We start from the raw sequence: 15008 nt of genomic DNA on the forward strand, positions 1-15008 counted from the left end.
GCCTCCTTTGGCGCGACTCATGCCTCCTTTGGCGCGACTCATGCCTCCTTTGGCGCGACTCATGCCTCCTTTGGCGCGAAAGGTCATCCTCACAACGGATGACCTTTCGCTTTTTCTTTAAGAAACATCATCAACGTTTATTAGAAAATAAAAAAAGACAGAGAAAACGACCGGGGATAACCGGTCGCTTTCTCTGTCCTAGTAAACATGTATAATCCATGTGTTACTTAATATATTACCCTTATCGCTGATTCGTCAAGATTGGGCGTCTGAATTCTTACACTTTTTTCATGAACATTTTGTGAACAAATCGTGAACAGCTTACAAAATGGCAAGGTCAGCGATATCATCCAGGGGGATGCGGATTGTCTCTTTTGTTTTTCCATCCACGCCCTTTACCGTGTGATTGTTACGGTTCACATGGGTCACCCTCATCCTTATGTCTTCATAATCGAAACCATTGTGGACTCTAACCTGGACAGTAAGATTGTCCGTTAGTGCCCTCTGCAAAAGAAAATCAATCTCGACAGCTTTCTGTTCATCCATGATTCCTTTTTCTACCCGCTGGTCTTCTTTCCAAAGTTTTTTCACCATCTCTACATGCTCCGGTAACATGAGCGATGTCCACTTGATCGTCCCGCGATCCCGATTCCGGTTATCCATTATTGGCTCCCTCCACCACGAACGTTTGTTCTTATTCTATCATAAAAGAGGGAATCGTAAACTGGAATTTTCATACTTACGAAAACCATCCGATGACTACCCATATCCTTCTCTAGTCTAGAAAAGTAAAAAAAAGCGGGGAGTACACATCAGACTACTCCATTTCTTTGTTTCCTGCGTTGGCTTTCTTCTGATATCCGAACACGAAAATACAACTAACATAGATCACGAATGCGCCTGAAACAAACCATAACCCTGATGTTAAATACTCATGGTCTGCATAAAAAGACCATTTAAACAGGAAGTGAAGAATTCCTGAAACCAAACCTACAATAGCAATCACCAAGTGAAACACTACATCATCTTCTAAAACCTTTTTCATAGGAATTTCTCCTTTCTTTTATGAGAAATCTAACTAGAAAGAGGGAAACCCTTCAGATTCCCCTCTCTCCGTATCGATGCTATGAGCTTTCCATCATGAATTATTGTACACCTAGAGAGTCTTTTAGTTCCTGCGCCGTGTTCTCCCATAATTCTGGTTTAAAGTCACGTAAATATTCACCAAGCAGCTTCTTGGACTTCTCATCAAGGTGATCGACGACAAAGCGCCCCTTCAAGGATTTATCCATATGATTCACATGTTCAGGCATCAATTTGTATCCGCGCTTGATGGACCTGTCTACGACAATCTCACTAGCAGCTACACCATGGTAACACGGCTTTCCTTCCTGATGATCCACCGTTACCCATGCAATCCAATATTGCAGTCCGTTTTTAACCACTTCACGGTCCGTGATGAATTTAATACGTTTTTCCACTTTACTGCGCGCATGAAGCGCACCCATATCGACATAGGCTTCCTCTTCATTAGGATCCACAATGACCGGGGTCATATTTTCCAAACTGATGGAACCGACACCATATCCCCCGTGGCCATCGGTCGAATCATCTTTAATGATTGTGAATTGGTTCTTCTTTTTATCGTTGCTTTCACCTTTGTTTTTAAATTGATCGAACTCTTTCATAAAGCGATCCTCCTCTTCAATCGTCCTCTTATTTTGTCCCATTTTAACATACAAAACAGTTCTTGTTAGAAGAGATGCTCTATTATTGGTCAAACGTTTGTTTAACCTGCTCATATTCCTTCTTCAGCATGGAAAACACGATGGTGTCCTGAAATCTCTCTCCATCAAAATCTGTTTCTCTTAATACTCCCTCTTCCCGGAAGCCGAATTTATTCAGGAGCTTGCGTGACCCCTCATTTTCAGCAAAAATGTCGCCGACAATCCGGTTCAGGTTCAGTGTGTCAAACCCATACGGGAGAACAGCAAGAAAGACCTCTGTCATGATCCCTGTCCTTTGGTACGCTGGATGAATGACCGCCCCCATTTCCGCTTTCCTATGCCAAACACTCCATTTGTGAAAACGAAAAAAGCCGATGCATCTGCCTTTCTCGTTCTCAATCACCCATGGAATTTCTGTTTGTTTACGAAATCCAGCCAGCCTTTCTTCTACGTAAGCTTCCATCTCCCTCAAAGACAGAACAGGATGGGGAGTGATGTACTTCATTGTATCTTGACGGCTCATGAACGGAAACAAAGAAGGAGCGTCTGATAATTTTAGCCCTCGCAACTTTATCTTTTCCATTTCAAAGACAGGAATATGGTTCATATCGACTTCCTCCTATATCCATGGTCATCCCGAGGCTCATCAGCCCTCTTCTGTTCTGACACAAAGATAAAATCCGCTTCCTTGAGGGAATCAGCTTTTCTTCCGCGCGTTTCCTTTCTACGGAAAATTTTCTTAAGCCATGTATTCTGTTCTACAGGTACGCCAACACGACGCTGCTGCACTTCCTTGACCCCCTGTACAATTAACTGCATCGCTACAATCATTGCCATGAAACAAAGGAGTGCAGGGATGATGAGCCACCAACGCCCTGTCATTAACGAATCTTTGGCTGCGCCAATCATCCCGGACCATTCGTAGGTGGTACTCGTTGGTGGGTCCGCTACAAAGTCATAGCTTACTTTTGTCCCTCCAAAATAAATGTCAAATACGCCAAGGTGGATGAAAATAAGGAGCGTTTGAATGAACTGCTGACCAAAAACAATCCCCATACGGGCACTCAAGTGAGGCATCAAATGCTTCCACAATAGATGAACAGAACTGCCACCAAGGACCTTTGTACTGGTGACGAACTCCTCTTTCATGATCAATTTCATTTCATTTCCGAACAACGTCGTGACAAGGGGCACAGCTAAGAGTGTCAAAATGATGCCCTGATAAAAAATCCTTTCTGTTTCTGTGGTCGTAAATCCTCCAGGAGGCATCCATAATACCGGCCTCAACAGCAAAAAGGCAATGATCGTCATCGGTAAAAAGTGCATGCTGTCCACCAGTTTTTCAAAAACAAGCTGTACCTTTTTAGGTAGGAAGAAAGCATAAGGAATAGCTAAAATAAATCCAATAGCCATTCGTAAGAAAGCAATGACGAGCCCGAAAATGATGGTGTATTTCGCACCAACAAGGATTTGGTCCAACACGCTAAAACCAAGAGGATCGGTACCTAGAAACACATACTCTGGTGTGTGTGGCATCGAACTGACCAGCGTCCCTTCATCATCGTAGATCAACCTGTATTGATCAATCAGCGGCTCCGCGGTCATGGTATAAGTGATACTTACGATGATGGTTCCCATAATGACTGTAAACCCTAAGAGGAACTTTATATTCTTAAAATGAGCCACGATTTCTGACAACGCATAGGTAAGCCATCCGCCGCCCCCTTTGAAGGAGACAGCCCCTACAAAACTGTTCATACGGGTAGCCACTGCTTCGGACTTTTTCTCATCCTTAAACAGGAACAATTCAGTCCCTTGATAGATGATATAAAAAGGGGTAAACAGCATAAGAAGGATAAAGCTTGAAACAATCGGCCGAAAGTCATTGAGAAATGCCGTCGTAATCCCATTCATATTGAAAATATATTCAATAATCAACAGACTCGACAATGCCCCCCATATAATGATCTTTGAATGGTAGAACATACTTTTGCCGATGTTCCGAGAAATATGTACACACAAAATGACAGCCTTCTCCAATCCTTTCCCCCTCGCCATTTGCACATAGGATTTCGTCCATTCTTCCTCGATCAATGCAAGAATAATTTTGTACATCGTCACCATAGGAAGGACGGCAATGGCAAGCACCGGAAGCAGGTAGACTTGCTCACCCTGTCCAAGGGAAGCAACGGAAATAACCAGGATGTCCGTCTGCTTATAAAACCAAACGATGAACAATTGTAAAGAAAAAGCCAACAATAAATCCGGTACGCTCTCAAGCACGCCAAGAATACGGTCAACCACGGATCGCAACCACCTTGGTAAGAATACAGTCAAGAATGCGCCTGCCAGGGCGAGAGCGAATCCTAATAAAATCCCACCAAAGAAAACCGTCATAGAATATTGATAGGGATCCCATAAGTGCTCAAATATTGGCACAGGACGTCCCTTGAACAAATAGGTCCACTCTCCAGGGCTCACGACCGTAGCAAGCAGTTGGTTCAGCTCTTTCATGTAATTTCCTACATCTAAAAACGCCCCCTGCCTGAACAACGCCGGTGAAGTGCTGATCAATAGGATTCCGACTATACCGAACACATAGTATGCGAAAAATTTTATGACCCTCATGTTCGTAGACCTCCCCTCTACTTTCGGATTATGTTTTTTCAATTATCTGACATTCAATCCAATAAAAAAAGGTGTACATGATCGTACACCTACCTTTTATCTTAATGAATGGAACGCAAATATTCAATAAATTTCCATCCCTCATCAATATCTTCTTGTGTGTAATTTTGAGCGCTCTTGACTGTAAACACTTTTTCGGTGATCTCGTCTTTCGGCAAGTGCTCAAAGAAAAGCATAGTAGAAACCAACTCAAGGAAACGCGAACTGCGTCCATTCATTTCTTCAATGTGTACGTTCAATGGAGGCAGATCCATCTCATAATGAGTCAGGAAATCTCTACCGCTATCGGTTAGTTGATATCGATACTGGTAATAATTCTTTTTTTCTTCTTTCGTTTCACTGATAAAGCCAAGGTTACACATTTCCTCGACTCTCAACGTCAACTCCTCTGAGTAGGGGCCATAAAAATGAAATTGGTAACGTTCTTCAAAAGGGATTTCACACTTTTTCAGTATGTAAATCATCTTCTGTAACTTCTTTCGGCCTACAATTTCATCGGTGCTTGAGAAAAACTGCATCAACTTCGCATGATTCTCCAACATGGAGGTTCACTCCTTATCCAAACAAGATTTCCATAATCCGCTTCTTCGTTTTACTTCGATTCGACATTTCCTCAAGGCGATCGAGAGGAATGTACAATTTATGATCCGTCCGTTTTTTACCCGAAATCGATTCAACAATATCCGAAAGCCTGGATAGTTCCTTCAACTCGTCATTCGGCTGCAGAAGGTGAATGGGTAACCTCTCTCCTTCTTCCCCAGGACGATAGAAGTCGTACGGAAGATCTGAACTTGAGTCGACGACTAAATAATAATCAGGGTTTAAACCCGCTTTAGTGAACAATTTGTATAGCTCCATCCATTCATTCATCTGGGAATTCGGATTGAACTCGATATATTTGAAAAGCTTGCGATTCACGAAACGATGGCATAAATCACTAAGGACCGTATCTTCTTCCTCCATCCATGTCTGGAAATAATAGAGGACGACCGCTTCATCCAGCGCCAGATATTCTTCAAGTGTAGGTTCACCGGAAAAGAAGGACAGGAAATGCACCGGTTGGAGCTTGAAACTGTATCCTTCTTCGTGCAGTTCCTTCGCACGGTGGAGAATTTTAGTTAATATGACTTCCGCACTTCTCGTTACAGGGTGGAAATACACCTGCCAGTACATTTGGTAGCGACTCATAATATAATCTTCCACTGCATGCATGCCGCTCTCTTTGACGACGACCTGATCTTCCATCGGGCGCATGACTCGAAGAATCCGTTCCATGTCAAAATGACCATAGCTGACGCCTGTAAAGTAAGCATCACGCTGTAAGTAATCCATACGGTCCGCATCAATTTGACTAGAAATTAAGCTGACGACGAGCTTGTTTTCGTAGGTTTTATTGATAACGTCGGCCACTTTTTTTGGAAAGCCTTTTTCTACTTTACTTAGAACTTTGTTCACTTCCGTATCTCCAAGTAAAATTGCCTGAGTAAAATCTTCATGATCAAGCTTGTACACTTTTTCAAAGGAATGCGAAAAAGGTCCATGCCCAAGATCATGCAGAAGAGCAGCACAAAGACAAAGCAACCGCTCCTCCTGATTCCAGTTCGGACGGTCCTTGAAGTTCTCGATGATCCTTCTCACAATTTCATATACACCTAAAGAGTGGTTGAAACGGCTGTGTTCAGCTCCATGGAACGTCAAATAAGATGTGCCGAGCTGTTTGATTCTACGAAGTCTCTGAAATTCAGCCGTTCCGATCAAATCCCAAATCACCCGTTCTCGAACATGGACATAACGATGTACGGGGTCTTTAAAAACCTTTTCTTCACTTAACTTCTCATCACGATAGGCCATCAGCTTGTCCTTTCTACACGACATTTTTATCTATTATATACCTTAAATTCCGACAAAAAAACATCTTGACAGACAGAAATTGACAGGTGTTTGCTGAGAAACCTGTCTTTAAGCGCTCTAACATTTGATATTAATTTTTTATCCAACAGAGAATTTTACAATCGATCTTCCATTCATGCAAGAGGCGAGTTTTGGTATAATGGACGTTGCTACTCGAAAAGGAGAACGAATGCTATGAGTGAACTACATCCATTATTAAAAACAGATACGTACCGTTTCATCGACCAAAGCAATTTAGGCCCAGGATTTTCGGCTCTACAGTCTTTTGCTATGGACGATGCGTTATCCATCAGTGTCGGTGAACGTATAAGCCCGACAACGGCAAGACTCTGGGTCCACCACGATACGATCGTACTCGGGATTCCAGATGCCCGCCTTCCTTATATAAAAGAAGCCATTCAACATTTGAAGTCGAACGGTTATGATGTAATCGTCCGTAATTCCGGAGGGCTCGCTGTCGTGTTGGATGACGGTGTTCTGAATCTTTCCCTCATCTTCCCTGATTCTAAACAGGTGAATATCCACGACGGCTATGAGGCGATGGTATCGTTTATTCGCCGACTCTTTTCCGATTTGACGAACGGCATTGAAGCTTATGAAATTACTCAATCCTATTGCCCCGGAACCTATGACCTAAGTATTAATGGCAAGAAATTCGCAGGTATTTCCCAACGCCGGGTCAAAAACGGTTCCGCTGTCCAGATTTATCTTGACGTAAGTGGCAGCGGTGCTGAACGTGCGGCTCTTTTAAAGCGGTTCTATGAACTGGGCAAACGCGACGAAGAAACCCGTTTCAGCTATCCGGATATCGATCCAAACGTTATGGCTTCTTTGAATGAGCTATTAGGAATCCATCTAAGCGTTGCTGACGTGCGCGACCGTATCTTAATGAAATTACATGAACTCTCGGGTCACCTTGTTACACATGCTTTAGAAGGAGAAGAAATTGACTGGTTCCACAAACGGTTTGAACAAATGATCAAACGAAATGAAAAAGCGCTCGACCACCTGAAATAAAGGTGTCGAGCGCTTTTCTATTTCTCCTACGGTTTTGATCAAAAAAGCTCGCTGGACGTCCGCTTTTTCCTCCCTTATAGAGCTTGAGCAGCAGTAATGATGGCGAGTTTGTACACGTCATCGGAATTACAACCGCGGGATAGGTCGTTTACCGGCTGGTTCAAACCTTGTAAAATCGGACCAACCGCATCAAAGTTACCCAGGCGCTGGGCAATTTTGTAACCAATATTTCCTGCTTCAAGACTCGGGAATACAAACGTATTCGCTTCACCCATTAGAGGAGAATCCGGTGCTTTTTTCTCGGCCACAGATGGAACGAATGCTGCATCAAATTGAAATTCGCCATCAATTAATAGATCGTTGTTTTGTTCTTTGGCGATTTCAAGTGCTTGCGTCACTTTCTCTGTTTCAGGAGATTGAGCAGACCCTTTCGTTGAGAAGCTTAACATGGCAACTTTTGGATGGATGTCAAATAGCTGGGCTGTTTCTGCACTTGCCAAAGCGATCTCAGCTAAATCCTGGCTGTCAGGATTAATATTGATGGCACAGTCAGCAAATACATATTTCTCCTCATCACGGACCATGATGAATACGCCGGATGTCTTTTTGATTCCAGGCTTCGTTTTGATGATTTGAAGAGCTGGACGTACGGTGTCCGCTGTAGAGTGTGCGGCACCACTGACAAGTCCGTCTGCTTTACCCATGTAGACAAGCATGGTACCGAAGTAGTTCCCACCTTGAAGAATTTCACGTGCTTTTTCTTCTGTCGCTTTTCCTTTACGGCGCTCCACGAAACTTGCGACCATTTCATCAAACTCTGCGTAGTTTGCAGGATCAAGAATTTCCGCACCGGAAATATCTACATTCAGCTCAGCGGCTTTCTGTTCTACTTTTTCTTTATTACCGACTAATACAGGTGTCAACATTCCTTCAGCACCCAATTGACTCACTGCTGTTAGGATTCTTTCGTCTAATGCTTCTGGAAATACGACTTTCTTGCCTTTTCCATCAATTTTAGACTTCAAAGTATCAAATAGGTTACTCATGATTAACCCTCCATTTTTTCATTCTGTTATACATGATAAGACCTTTTGTGTTCAAATGAAAGTGGTTCGAATCAAGTTTTTCGTTTGAAGCGATTTCATTTTATAACTTTACCCTATTTCTCCAAAGATGATACTTCCCTAACTGTTCACCCTTTTGTCATATCCGCATCGTTATCTATCCAAATATAATTGTGTTATATTTATGGAGGATGTTTAATTAGTACAATACTTCACTGTAAAAGGAGCGATCAATCCTATGCCAGAAGCAGTAGTTACCATGGACGGCTGGTATTGTCTGCATGATTTCCGTTCTGTCGACTGGACAGCATGGAAGTATGCATCAAACGAAGACCGTGAAGAAGCGATCAATGAATTCAAAGAATTGATCGGACAATGGGAAGAAACAGAAAGTAACAAAGAAGGTAGTCATGCTTTATATACAATTGTTGGCCAAAAAGCAGATTTCATGATGATGATTCTACGTCCGACTATGGAAGAGCTGAATGAAATCGAAACCGCTTTTAACAAATCCAAACTGGCAGAATTCACGAAGCCATCCTATTCGTATGTTTCTGTCGTAGAGCTGTCCAATTACATGGGGAGTGCAAACGAGGATGACCCTGAAATTCAGGCACGCCTGCGCCCTACCCTTCCGAAGTGGAATCATATTTGCTTCTACCCGATGGACAAGCGCCGGCAAGGGAACGACAACTGGTATGTCCTTGAAAAGGATGAACGTGCCAAACTTATGTATGCCCACGGGATGACCGGCCGTCAATACGCCGGCAAGATCCGTCAAATCATTACCGGATCCATCGGTTTCGATGACTGGGAATGGGGCGTTACGTTATTTGCTCATGATGTCCTTCAATTTAAAAAGCTTGTTTATGAAATGCGCTTCGATGAAGTAACTTCACGTTATGGCGACTTCGGATCTTTCTATATCGGAAACATCCTCAAGCCAGACGCTGTTGAGCAATTTTTACAAGTATAAAAGAAGAAAGCTGCCAGCTCACCTGGCAGCTTTCTTTATACCCAATACCCTCCACAAACCCGCCATATTGTTAAAGAACATCAAACGGACCATCCCTTTTGGGGAGGTCCTTTTTTGTTGTCCATCAGATAATATTTTTAATCATAACTCTATGGGCGTACAACATATAGTGTTAAAGAACATGCAATCATGCCTTTATTAAAGTGAGGTGACCGCATGGCTGTTGTCCCCTTCAATCAAGCCGACGACAAATTATTAGCAAGACTAATGAGAGCAGAGGCTGAAGGAGAAGGTAAACTAGGCATGCTTATGGTCGGAAATACCGGAGTCAACCGTGTGCGAGGAGATTGCATCGATTTCACGGAGATCGATACGATTCGTAAAATGGTGTACCAGAGTCCCGGCGGCTTTGAGGCTACTCAAAAGGGATACTTTTACCAAAGGGCACGGGAAAAAGACAAACGGCTTGCAAGAAGGACGATCAACGGTGAGCGGTTCCACCCTGCCACGAATTCACTTTGGTTTTTCAAGCCTTCTGGAGATTGTCCAGCTCAGTGGTTCGGCCAATGGAATACGGGCAGGTTCAAATCCCACTGCTTCTATTCTCCGACTCGGTCTGACTGTCCTAGTGTTTATTAATTCCAATAAGGAGTGATTCAATTGGCACAGAAGAAACCGCAAATGGGCGGACAGGGTCAGGGGCAAGGTCAAGGACAGCCAATGTATGGCGGCCAATCCTCCCCGTATTACGGCCAAAACCCGTATATGCAATACTATCCAAGTGCACAGATGCATCAAGGGGTTCTACCGCCACAAGGGCAGCAAGGCGGTTTACAAGTTCCACAAATGCAGCAAGGTCAATCCAAAGGAGTAAACCCTCCGAATATGTTACCTTCCGAAGAATCATACATCGAAAACATATTACGTCTGAATGCTGGAAAACCTGCCACCGTGTATATGACTTTTGAAAACAACGATCAGTGGAACGCAAAAGTTTTCAAAGGGATCGTTGAAGCCGCAGGAAGAGACCACATCATTCTCAGTGATCCCCAGACAGGAAAACGTTATTTACTCTTAATGGTCTATCTTGATTACATTACATTTGATGAAGAAATCAATTACAACTACCCATTTGGCGCAGGCCAAGGAATGGCCAACTACCAACCCCGTTAATGAAGCAAAAAACTCGCTATTTCGGTAGCGAGTTTTTCATTTCCATATTCAAAACTACTGGCTGAATGCCAAAAGAAAAGGGTGTGCAGATGCGACCTCCATATGAGAGTTACCAAAGAGCCCAGTTAGGTGCCCTCTTGTTAGCTGTAGTTCTTGCCGTGGTTGGTTTATTTCAGCTTGAACACCAATGGATCATCTTACTCATGTTCTATGTTCTAGCTGGAAGCTTTGCCTTGGAAGGTATGCTCGAGATGAAACGCCAGCAAAAAGTGAATGCCATCATTCAACTTCTGAGGGCGGTCATCCTACTGTTTTTCACGACGATCCTTTACTTTTAGTTAAATATATTTGACGACAGCGTAACCCAGCAAAATCCAGCCGATTAAAAATGACAGACCCCCAAGCGGAGTAATCATAGCAAACATCTTGATTCCAGACGTAGCATAGATATAGAGACTTCCAGAGAAAAGCAGGATGCCAATAAAGAAAAACCAGCCGGCTCCTGTCATTGCACCGGTCTGGATTTTGCTCATTAATAGTGCGGTGACAAATAAAGCCATTGTATGGAACATTTGATAATCAACGGCTTTCCCCCATTTGTCCAGTCCTTTTTCAGAGACTTTCCCTTCAAGTCCATGAGCTCCGAACGCACCTAAAGCGACAGCTAAAAATCCATTAATGACGGCTAAAATCAATAAAAGCTTCATTTCTTTTCCCCCTTAAAAATCGAAGATGGAAGACCCATTGGCCTCATCATGGTCAATTTTTGTTTCTTTATTCTCTTTTTGGACGGGCTCCGGGTTGCCAGCTCCCATCATCTTGCGGATTTCTTCGACTGTTGGTTCCTGAACAGCATCTGGCGAACTTTGCGTACCTGCCTCTTCCTCAAGCAGTAAGTCAGCAAGCAACTTCACAGAACGCACATGCTCCCTCACTTTTTGCTCATTTCCATGCTGCAGCATGGCTTCCTGTATCTCACTGGACATCTTTTTCAAGACTGTTTTGTTGGTGATTGCCATAAATCGTTTTCTCCTTTTCCATAAAAGATGGTTCTCTGTCGTAGTTTAACACGTTCCCCTCCCCCGTGTCCTTTTATCACCAGCAGTTTCATCAAATGTTAAAAAGTTACCCCACTCTATTCTTTTATCCAATAATCCATATAAGCTCCCGATTGTGGAAGATGCAGTTTCGGGGTTTTTGTTGAGTGGATGGGGCTGCGGGGAATAGCTCGCTTTCCGCGGGAGCGCGGTGAGCCTCCTCGGACTGTCCTGTGGGGTCTCACCAAGCACTTTTTTCCCGCAGGAGTCTCGCCATTCCCCTCCGCCCCTTTGCCATGTCAGTGTCTCGAAACCACTCCCACAAATAGCAGAGCTTTCAAGAACTGTCGTAGTGCAGAATACTGCGTCCTTCCCATTGAAATGCTGATACAGAGCGCATTATGACTACAGGACAATGAGGGTGGAATACGCTCCTTCAGTCCAGGGGGGCGTTTTTCACACTGATTAAAGGGGTGGTTGGAAAGATGCGAGACTCCCGTGGGAGAAAGGAGATAGCCGAGATCCCGCAGGGCGGGTAGCCCGAGGATGCTCGCCACTCCCCCACAGGAAAGCGAATTGCTTCCCAACCACTCCTAACGCTGGACGAGGCAACGAACCTCGGAAACATCTCGAAACTGACTCTTACACAATCCTGCCATATTCTTTAATAAGTATCTTCAAAAACACACGCATGCAAAAAAAGAACCTCGACGGAGTGGTCGAGGTTCTTGAGATTTGGAATTACAGGGAAATGACTCCGATTTGGTTTAAGAAGATCACAATGATCATGACTGGCGCAATGAACTTGACGATCGTAAACCAGACGTTGCCAATCAGCCCATTTTTCATGTCCGTAGCTTCCAATGCTTCGGACTTCTTGAAGTACCAACCTACAAGAAGGGCCATAGATAGACCACCAAGTGGAAGCAGAATGTTGGAGGCGATATAATCCATCGAGTCGAGGATATTCAAATCTCCAATCGGTGTGACGCCGGACCATAAGCCAAAGCCGAGGGAAACGCCAATTCCGAGTACAAACATGATGGATCCTACCAACACACTCGTAGCAAAACGTGTCCAACCAAAAGCTCTCATAAAGTAGGCGGTCGGTACTTCCAGTATCGATACAGATGATGATAAGGATGCCAAAATCAAAGCGAAGAAGAAGACCAATCCGATGATTCCTCCAAACGGCATCTGCTCAAAAATACTTGGAAGTGTAATAAATACAAGGGGCGGGCCTGAACTTGGATCAATTCCAAATGCAAACACGGCCGGGAAGATTACAACACCTGATATGACAGCGAAAAATGTGTCCATGATCCCAATCCCAAGTGTTGCACTCGGCAGTTTGTTTTCTTTTTTTAAATAACTGCCGTACGTCAGCATGGCTCCCATTCCAAGGCTTAAGGAGAAAAAGGCTTGCCCCAGGGCTGCTATATAAATAGAAGGATTACTAAAAGCCGTCCAGTCCGGCTGGAACAAGAATTTCAAGCCTTCTGAAGCCCCATCCAGAGAAAGGCTGAAGGCTGCAAGACCAAGCAAAATGATAGCCAGTAAGGGCATGAAAATTTTGTTTGCCGCCTCGATCCCTTTCTTAACACCGCTTAATACGATGACAATCGTCAGAATCATAAATAGCGCTGTCCAGGCAATCGGATGCCAGGAGTGGCTGATAAATTGACCGAATGCACCATCATACCCGACTTCAGGCGAAGTAAAGAATGAACCATTGATATAATTCCAGAAATAAAAGATTGCCCAGCCGGCTACCACAGCGTAAAATCCTAAAATCAAGAAGGCACTGGCAATACCAAAGAACCCCGTCAAAAACCAAGGAGTCTTAGGAGCAAGCTTCTGGAATGAGCCTACAACGTCACTCTCCGCTTTCCTTCCAATACTAACTTCAGTTAATAACAGGGGTACCCCAATTAAGAGTACAAATAATAAATACAGAATCAGAAAGGCGCCTCCGCCGTTATTACCTGCTACGAAAGAGAATCTCCATATATTCCCGAGCCCGACAGCTGAACCCATTGCAGCAAGCATAAAGCCCAGCTTCGTCCCCCACTGTTCTCTCGCCATACTCTACACTCCTCTCACTCATTCACCTTTTTCAGCCGCTCTTTATTTTTCGGCTTAGTGAAATATTCATCAGCATACCATAGAATGAGCGAGTGTACATACATATTCTGAAATTTCATTTAATTTACAACCGGTAATCGATTATGGAAGGGTTTCCACCTTGAACATTCTTCTCTTTTTGATTCTTTTCAGCAAATTGCAAGCATTCTGTGCCCGTGGATTTCAAAACAAATGCGGAAGGCATTTCTTTCGTTTTGAACCCGTAAGCCTCGCACGCTCTCGGAAAAGCAGGGTTCCATGTGGTACGGAAATGCTTGCAGCGGAAGCAGTTGACCTTTTTCATATCGACCCTCTCTTCTGCCAAATGATATGGTAGAATCATAGCACAGCTAAAGCCCGTTCTCTAGGAGGCTATTATGGAAGCATGGTTCAGTGAACAAATTGACCAAACCTTTACCACATTCGGCACCAGCCATACATGGATGCTCTCCATGTACTTGGTGGTTTCTTTAGGAATCCTTTTATTGCACCACCCTTTAAGAAATTCCAGCGTACTACATAACTTTGTGCGTTTTAGTCTATTATTCCTGTTACTATTATCTGAAATCAGCTACCAAACCTGGACGATCATGCATGGTCTTTGGATGGAAGGGAGCCATCTCCCCCTCCATCTATGCGGAATTGCCTCTTTATTAGGTGTGATTGCACTCCTTACCTATCATCCAAAATTAATTAAGATCACTTTTTTCATAGGCATTCTGCCAGCAGCCATTGCGTTAATTACACCCGATATCCCACACGGATATGAACACTTCCGCTTCTGGAAGTTTTTTGTGCATCACATGGCCATCTCCTGGACCAGTCTTTTTTTGATCGTATCGACAAAAGTTACAATTAGAAAAAAAGATTTGTTGGAAACCTTCTTCTATTTAATCATTTACAGTGTGTTCATCTTCCTTTTCAATGCATTTTTCCAAACGAATTATTTGTATCTGAACGGTCCTCCCATTGCAGGTACCCCACTTGACTGGATGGGAGAGGGGATCATGTATTATATCAGTCTGGTATTTACGGCATTCTTTGTTTTCTCCCTTATGTATCTCCTTTACAAGCTCATCAAGAAAATTAGATAGCTCCCACTATGCAATAGGGAAGTCTCACTAGCCGCTAGGCGCCGGAACCGGATATCTAAGAAGACGTGTGGGACAGGTGAGACCCCGGAAGCCGTAGCCTAAGGAGGCTCACCGCCCACCCCATGGAAAGCGAATGTTTCCAGGAGCCCCTAAACACACACAAACATCTCGAAACTGCGTCTTCAAGGAAAGGGAGC

General features: G+C 43.7%; 18 protein-coding genes. 6 read left to right on the forward strand and 12 right to left on the reverse strand.

What is annotated here, in order from left to right:
- Positions 1–321 precede the first annotated feature (321 nt).
- From HFA01_RS15065 to HFA01_RS15095, 7 genes are all read right to left on the reverse strand, one after another.
- Positions 322–663, reverse strand: coding sequence for a YolD-like family protein (locus HFA01_RS15065; RefSeq protein ID WP_146817723.1), 342 nt, complete (start codon positions 661–663; stop codon positions 322–324).
- A gap of 154 nt (positions 664–817) precedes the next feature.
- Positions 818–1045, reverse strand: coding sequence for a hypothetical protein (locus tag HFA01_RS15070; RefSeq protein WP_146817725.1), 228 nt, complete (start codon positions 1043–1045; stop codon positions 818–820).
- A 100-nt stretch (positions 1046–1145) separates the two neighbouring features.
- A complete protein-coding gene (locus tag HFA01_RS15075) occupies positions 1146–1688 on the reverse strand; it encodes a YwhD family protein (protein WP_146817727.1) in 543 nt (180 codons plus the stop codon).
- A gap of 82 nt (positions 1689–1770) precedes the next feature.
- Positions 1771–2334, reverse strand: a complete 564-nt coding sequence (locus tag HFA01_RS15080) for a GNAT family N-acetyltransferase (RefSeq protein WP_146817729.1) — start codon at positions 2332–2334, stop codon at positions 1771–1773.
- Complete coding sequence (locus HFA01_RS15085; RefSeq protein ID WP_146817731.1) at positions 2331–4355, reverse strand: ABC transporter permease subunit; 2025 nt, start codon at positions 4353–4355, stop codon at positions 2331–2333. Before HFA01_RS15085 ends, HFA01_RS15080 begins: the two co-directional genes overlap by 4 nt.
- A gap of 101 nt (positions 4356–4456) precedes the next feature.
- Positions 4457–4957, reverse strand: coding sequence for a YwgA family protein (locus HFA01_RS15090; protein ID WP_146817733.1), 501 nt, complete (start codon positions 4955–4957; stop codon positions 4457–4459).
- A gap of 13 nt (positions 4958–4970) precedes the next feature.
- Complete coding sequence (locus tag HFA01_RS15095; RefSeq protein WP_146817735.1) at positions 4971–6266, reverse strand: HD domain-containing protein; 1296 nt, start codon at positions 6264–6266, stop codon at positions 4971–4973.
- Between the two features lie 234 nt (positions 6267–6500).
- Here HFA01_RS15095 and lipL point away from each other — a divergent pair, with 234 nt between their 5' ends.
- The gene (lipL, locus tag HFA01_RS15100; protein ID WP_146817737.1) at positions 6501–7343 is read left to right on the forward strand and encodes an octanoyl-[GcvH]:protein N-octanoyltransferase; all 843 of its coding nucleotides are present in this window, start codon (positions 6501–6503) and stop codon (positions 7341–7343) included.
- A gap of 74 nt (positions 7344–7417) precedes the next feature.
- Here the strand turns inward: lipL and pta are convergent, their stop codons facing one another.
- Complete coding sequence (pta, locus tag HFA01_RS15105) at positions 7418–8389, reverse strand: phosphate acetyltransferase (RefSeq protein WP_146817739.1); 972 nt, start codon at positions 8387–8389, stop codon at positions 7418–7420.
- Positions 8390–8645: 256 nt separating this feature from the next.
- Between pta and hemQ the strand changes: the two genes are divergently transcribed.
- The 4 genes from hemQ to HFA01_RS15125 all read left to right on the forward strand — a co-directional run bounded on the left by hemQ (position 8646) and on the right by HFA01_RS15125 (position 10894).
- A complete protein-coding gene (gene hemQ, locus HFA01_RS15110; RefSeq protein ID WP_146817741.1) occupies positions 8646–9383 on the forward strand; it encodes a hydrogen peroxide-dependent heme synthase in 738 nt (245 codons plus the stop codon).
- A 216-nt stretch (positions 9384–9599) separates the two neighbouring features.
- Complete coding sequence (locus tag HFA01_RS15115) at positions 9600–10022, forward strand: cell wall hydrolase (RefSeq protein WP_146817743.1); 423 nt, start codon at positions 9600–9602, stop codon at positions 10020–10022.
- Between the two features lie 42 nt (positions 10023–10064).
- Positions 10065–10556: a spore coat protein GerQ gene (gene gerQ / locus HFA01_RS15120; protein WP_371860345.1), complete on the forward strand. Its 492-nt coding sequence runs from the start codon at positions 10065–10067 to the stop codon at positions 10554–10556.
- 89 nt (positions 10557–10645) lie between these two features.
- Positions 10646–10894 carry a hypothetical protein gene (locus HFA01_RS15125; RefSeq protein ID WP_146817745.1) on the forward strand — a complete coding sequence of 83 codons (249 nt, stop codon included), beginning with the start codon at positions 10646–10648 and terminating at the stop codon, positions 10892–10894.
- Here the strand turns inward: HFA01_RS15125 and HFA01_RS15130 are convergent, their stop codons facing one another.
- The 4 genes from HFA01_RS15130 to HFA01_RS15145 form a co-directional block, all read right to left on the reverse strand.
- Entirely contained in the window at positions 10895–11263 is a 369-nt protein-coding gene (locus HFA01_RS15130) for a DUF423 domain-containing protein (protein ID WP_146817752.1), read from the reverse strand.
- Positions 11264–11275: 12 nt separating this feature from the next.
- Positions 11276–11575: a YwdI family protein gene (locus tag HFA01_RS15135; protein ID WP_146817754.1), complete on the reverse strand. Its 300-nt coding sequence runs from the start codon at positions 11573–11575 to the stop codon at positions 11276–11278.
- A 759-nt stretch (positions 11576–12334) separates the two neighbouring features.
- Positions 12335–13678 (reverse strand): sodium-dependent transporter, encoded by a 1344-nt coding sequence (locus HFA01_RS15140; RefSeq protein WP_146817756.1) that lies wholly within the window; start codon positions 13676–13678, stop codon positions 12335–12337.
- 124 nt (positions 13679–13802) lie between these two features.
- Entirely contained in the window at positions 13803–14021 is a 219-nt protein-coding gene (locus HFA01_RS15145; protein ID WP_146817758.1) for a uracil-DNA glycosylase, read from the reverse strand.
- A 73-nt stretch (positions 14022–14094) separates the two neighbouring features.
- On the opposite strand from HFA01_RS15145, the gene HFA01_RS15150 reads away from it, so the two are divergent.
- Positions 14095–14811: a YwaF family protein gene (locus HFA01_RS15150; protein WP_146817760.1), complete on the forward strand. Its 717-nt coding sequence runs from the start codon at positions 14095–14097 to the stop codon at positions 14809–14811.
- Positions 14812–15008 lie beyond the last annotated feature (197 nt).

Origin of the sequence: Halobacillus faecis (assembly GCF_007991335.1) — a bacterium.
Taxonomy (GTDB): Bacteria; Bacillota; Bacilli; order Bacillales; family Halobacillaceae; genus Halobacillus; species Halobacillus faecis.

Bases quoted from the DNA above. Each gene is read 5' to 3' on its own strand.
- HFA01_RS15065 (WP_146817723.1), bottom strand. From the start codon at position 663: ATGGATAACCGGAATCGGGATCGCGGGACGATCAAGTGGACATCGCTC.
- HFA01_RS15070 (WP_146817725.1), bottom strand. From the start codon at position 1,045: ATGAAAAAGGTTTTAGAAGATGATGTAGTGTTTCACTTGGTGATTGCT.
- HFA01_RS15075 (WP_146817727.1), bottom strand. From the start codon at position 1,688: ATGAAAGAGTTCGATCAATTTAAAAACAAAGGTGAAAGCAACGATAAA.
- HFA01_RS15080 (WP_146817729.1), bottom strand. From the start codon at position 2,334: ATGAACCATATTCCTGTCTTTGAAATGGAAAAGATAAAGTTGCGAGGG.
- HFA01_RS15085 (WP_146817731.1), bottom strand. From the start codon at position 4,355: ATGAGGGTCATAAAATTTTTCGCATACTATGTGTTCGGTATAGTCGGA.
- HFA01_RS15090 (WP_146817733.1), bottom strand. From the start codon at position 4,957: ATGTTGGAGAATCATGCGAAGTTGATGCAGTTTTTCTCAAGCACCGAT.
- HFA01_RS15095 (WP_146817735.1), bottom strand. From the start codon at position 6,266: ATGGCCTATCGTGATGAGAAGTTAAGTGAAGAAAAGGTTTTTAAAGAC.
- lipL (WP_146817737.1), top strand. From the start codon at position 6,501: ATGAGTGAACTACATCCATTATTAAAAACAGATACGTACCGTTTCATC.
- pta (WP_146817739.1), bottom strand. From the start codon at position 8,389: ATGAGTAACCTATTTGATACTTTGAAGTCTAAAATTGATGGAAAAGGC.
- hemQ (WP_146817741.1), top strand. From the start codon at position 8,646: ATGCCAGAAGCAGTAGTTACCATGGACGGCTGGTATTGTCTGCATGAT.
- HFA01_RS15115 (WP_146817743.1), top strand. From the start codon at position 9,600: ATGGCTGTTGTCCCCTTCAATCAAGCCGACGACAAATTATTAGCAAGA.
- gerQ (WP_371860345.1), top strand. From the start codon at position 10,065: ATGGGCGGACAGGGTCAGGGGCAAGGTCAAGGACAGCCAATGTATGGC.
- HFA01_RS15125 (WP_146817745.1), top strand. From the start codon at position 10,646: ATGCGACCTCCATATGAGAGTTACCAAAGAGCCCAGTTAGGTGCCCTC.
- HFA01_RS15130 (WP_146817752.1), bottom strand. From the start codon at position 11,263: ATGAAGCTTTTATTGATTTTAGCCGTCATTAATGGATTTTTAGCTGTC.
- HFA01_RS15135 (WP_146817754.1), bottom strand. From the start codon at position 11,575: ATGGCAATCACCAACAAAACAGTCTTGAAAAAGATGTCCAGTGAGATA.
- HFA01_RS15140 (WP_146817756.1), bottom strand. From the start codon at position 13,678: ATGGCGAGAGAACAGTGGGGGACGAAGCTGGGCTTTATGCTTGCTGCA.
- HFA01_RS15145 (WP_146817758.1), bottom strand. From the start codon at position 14,021: ATGAAAAAGGTCAACTGCTTCCGCTGCAAGCATTTCCGTACCACATGG.
- HFA01_RS15150 (WP_146817760.1), top strand. From the start codon at position 14,095: ATGGAAGCATGGTTCAGTGAACAAATTGACCAAACCTTTACCACATTC.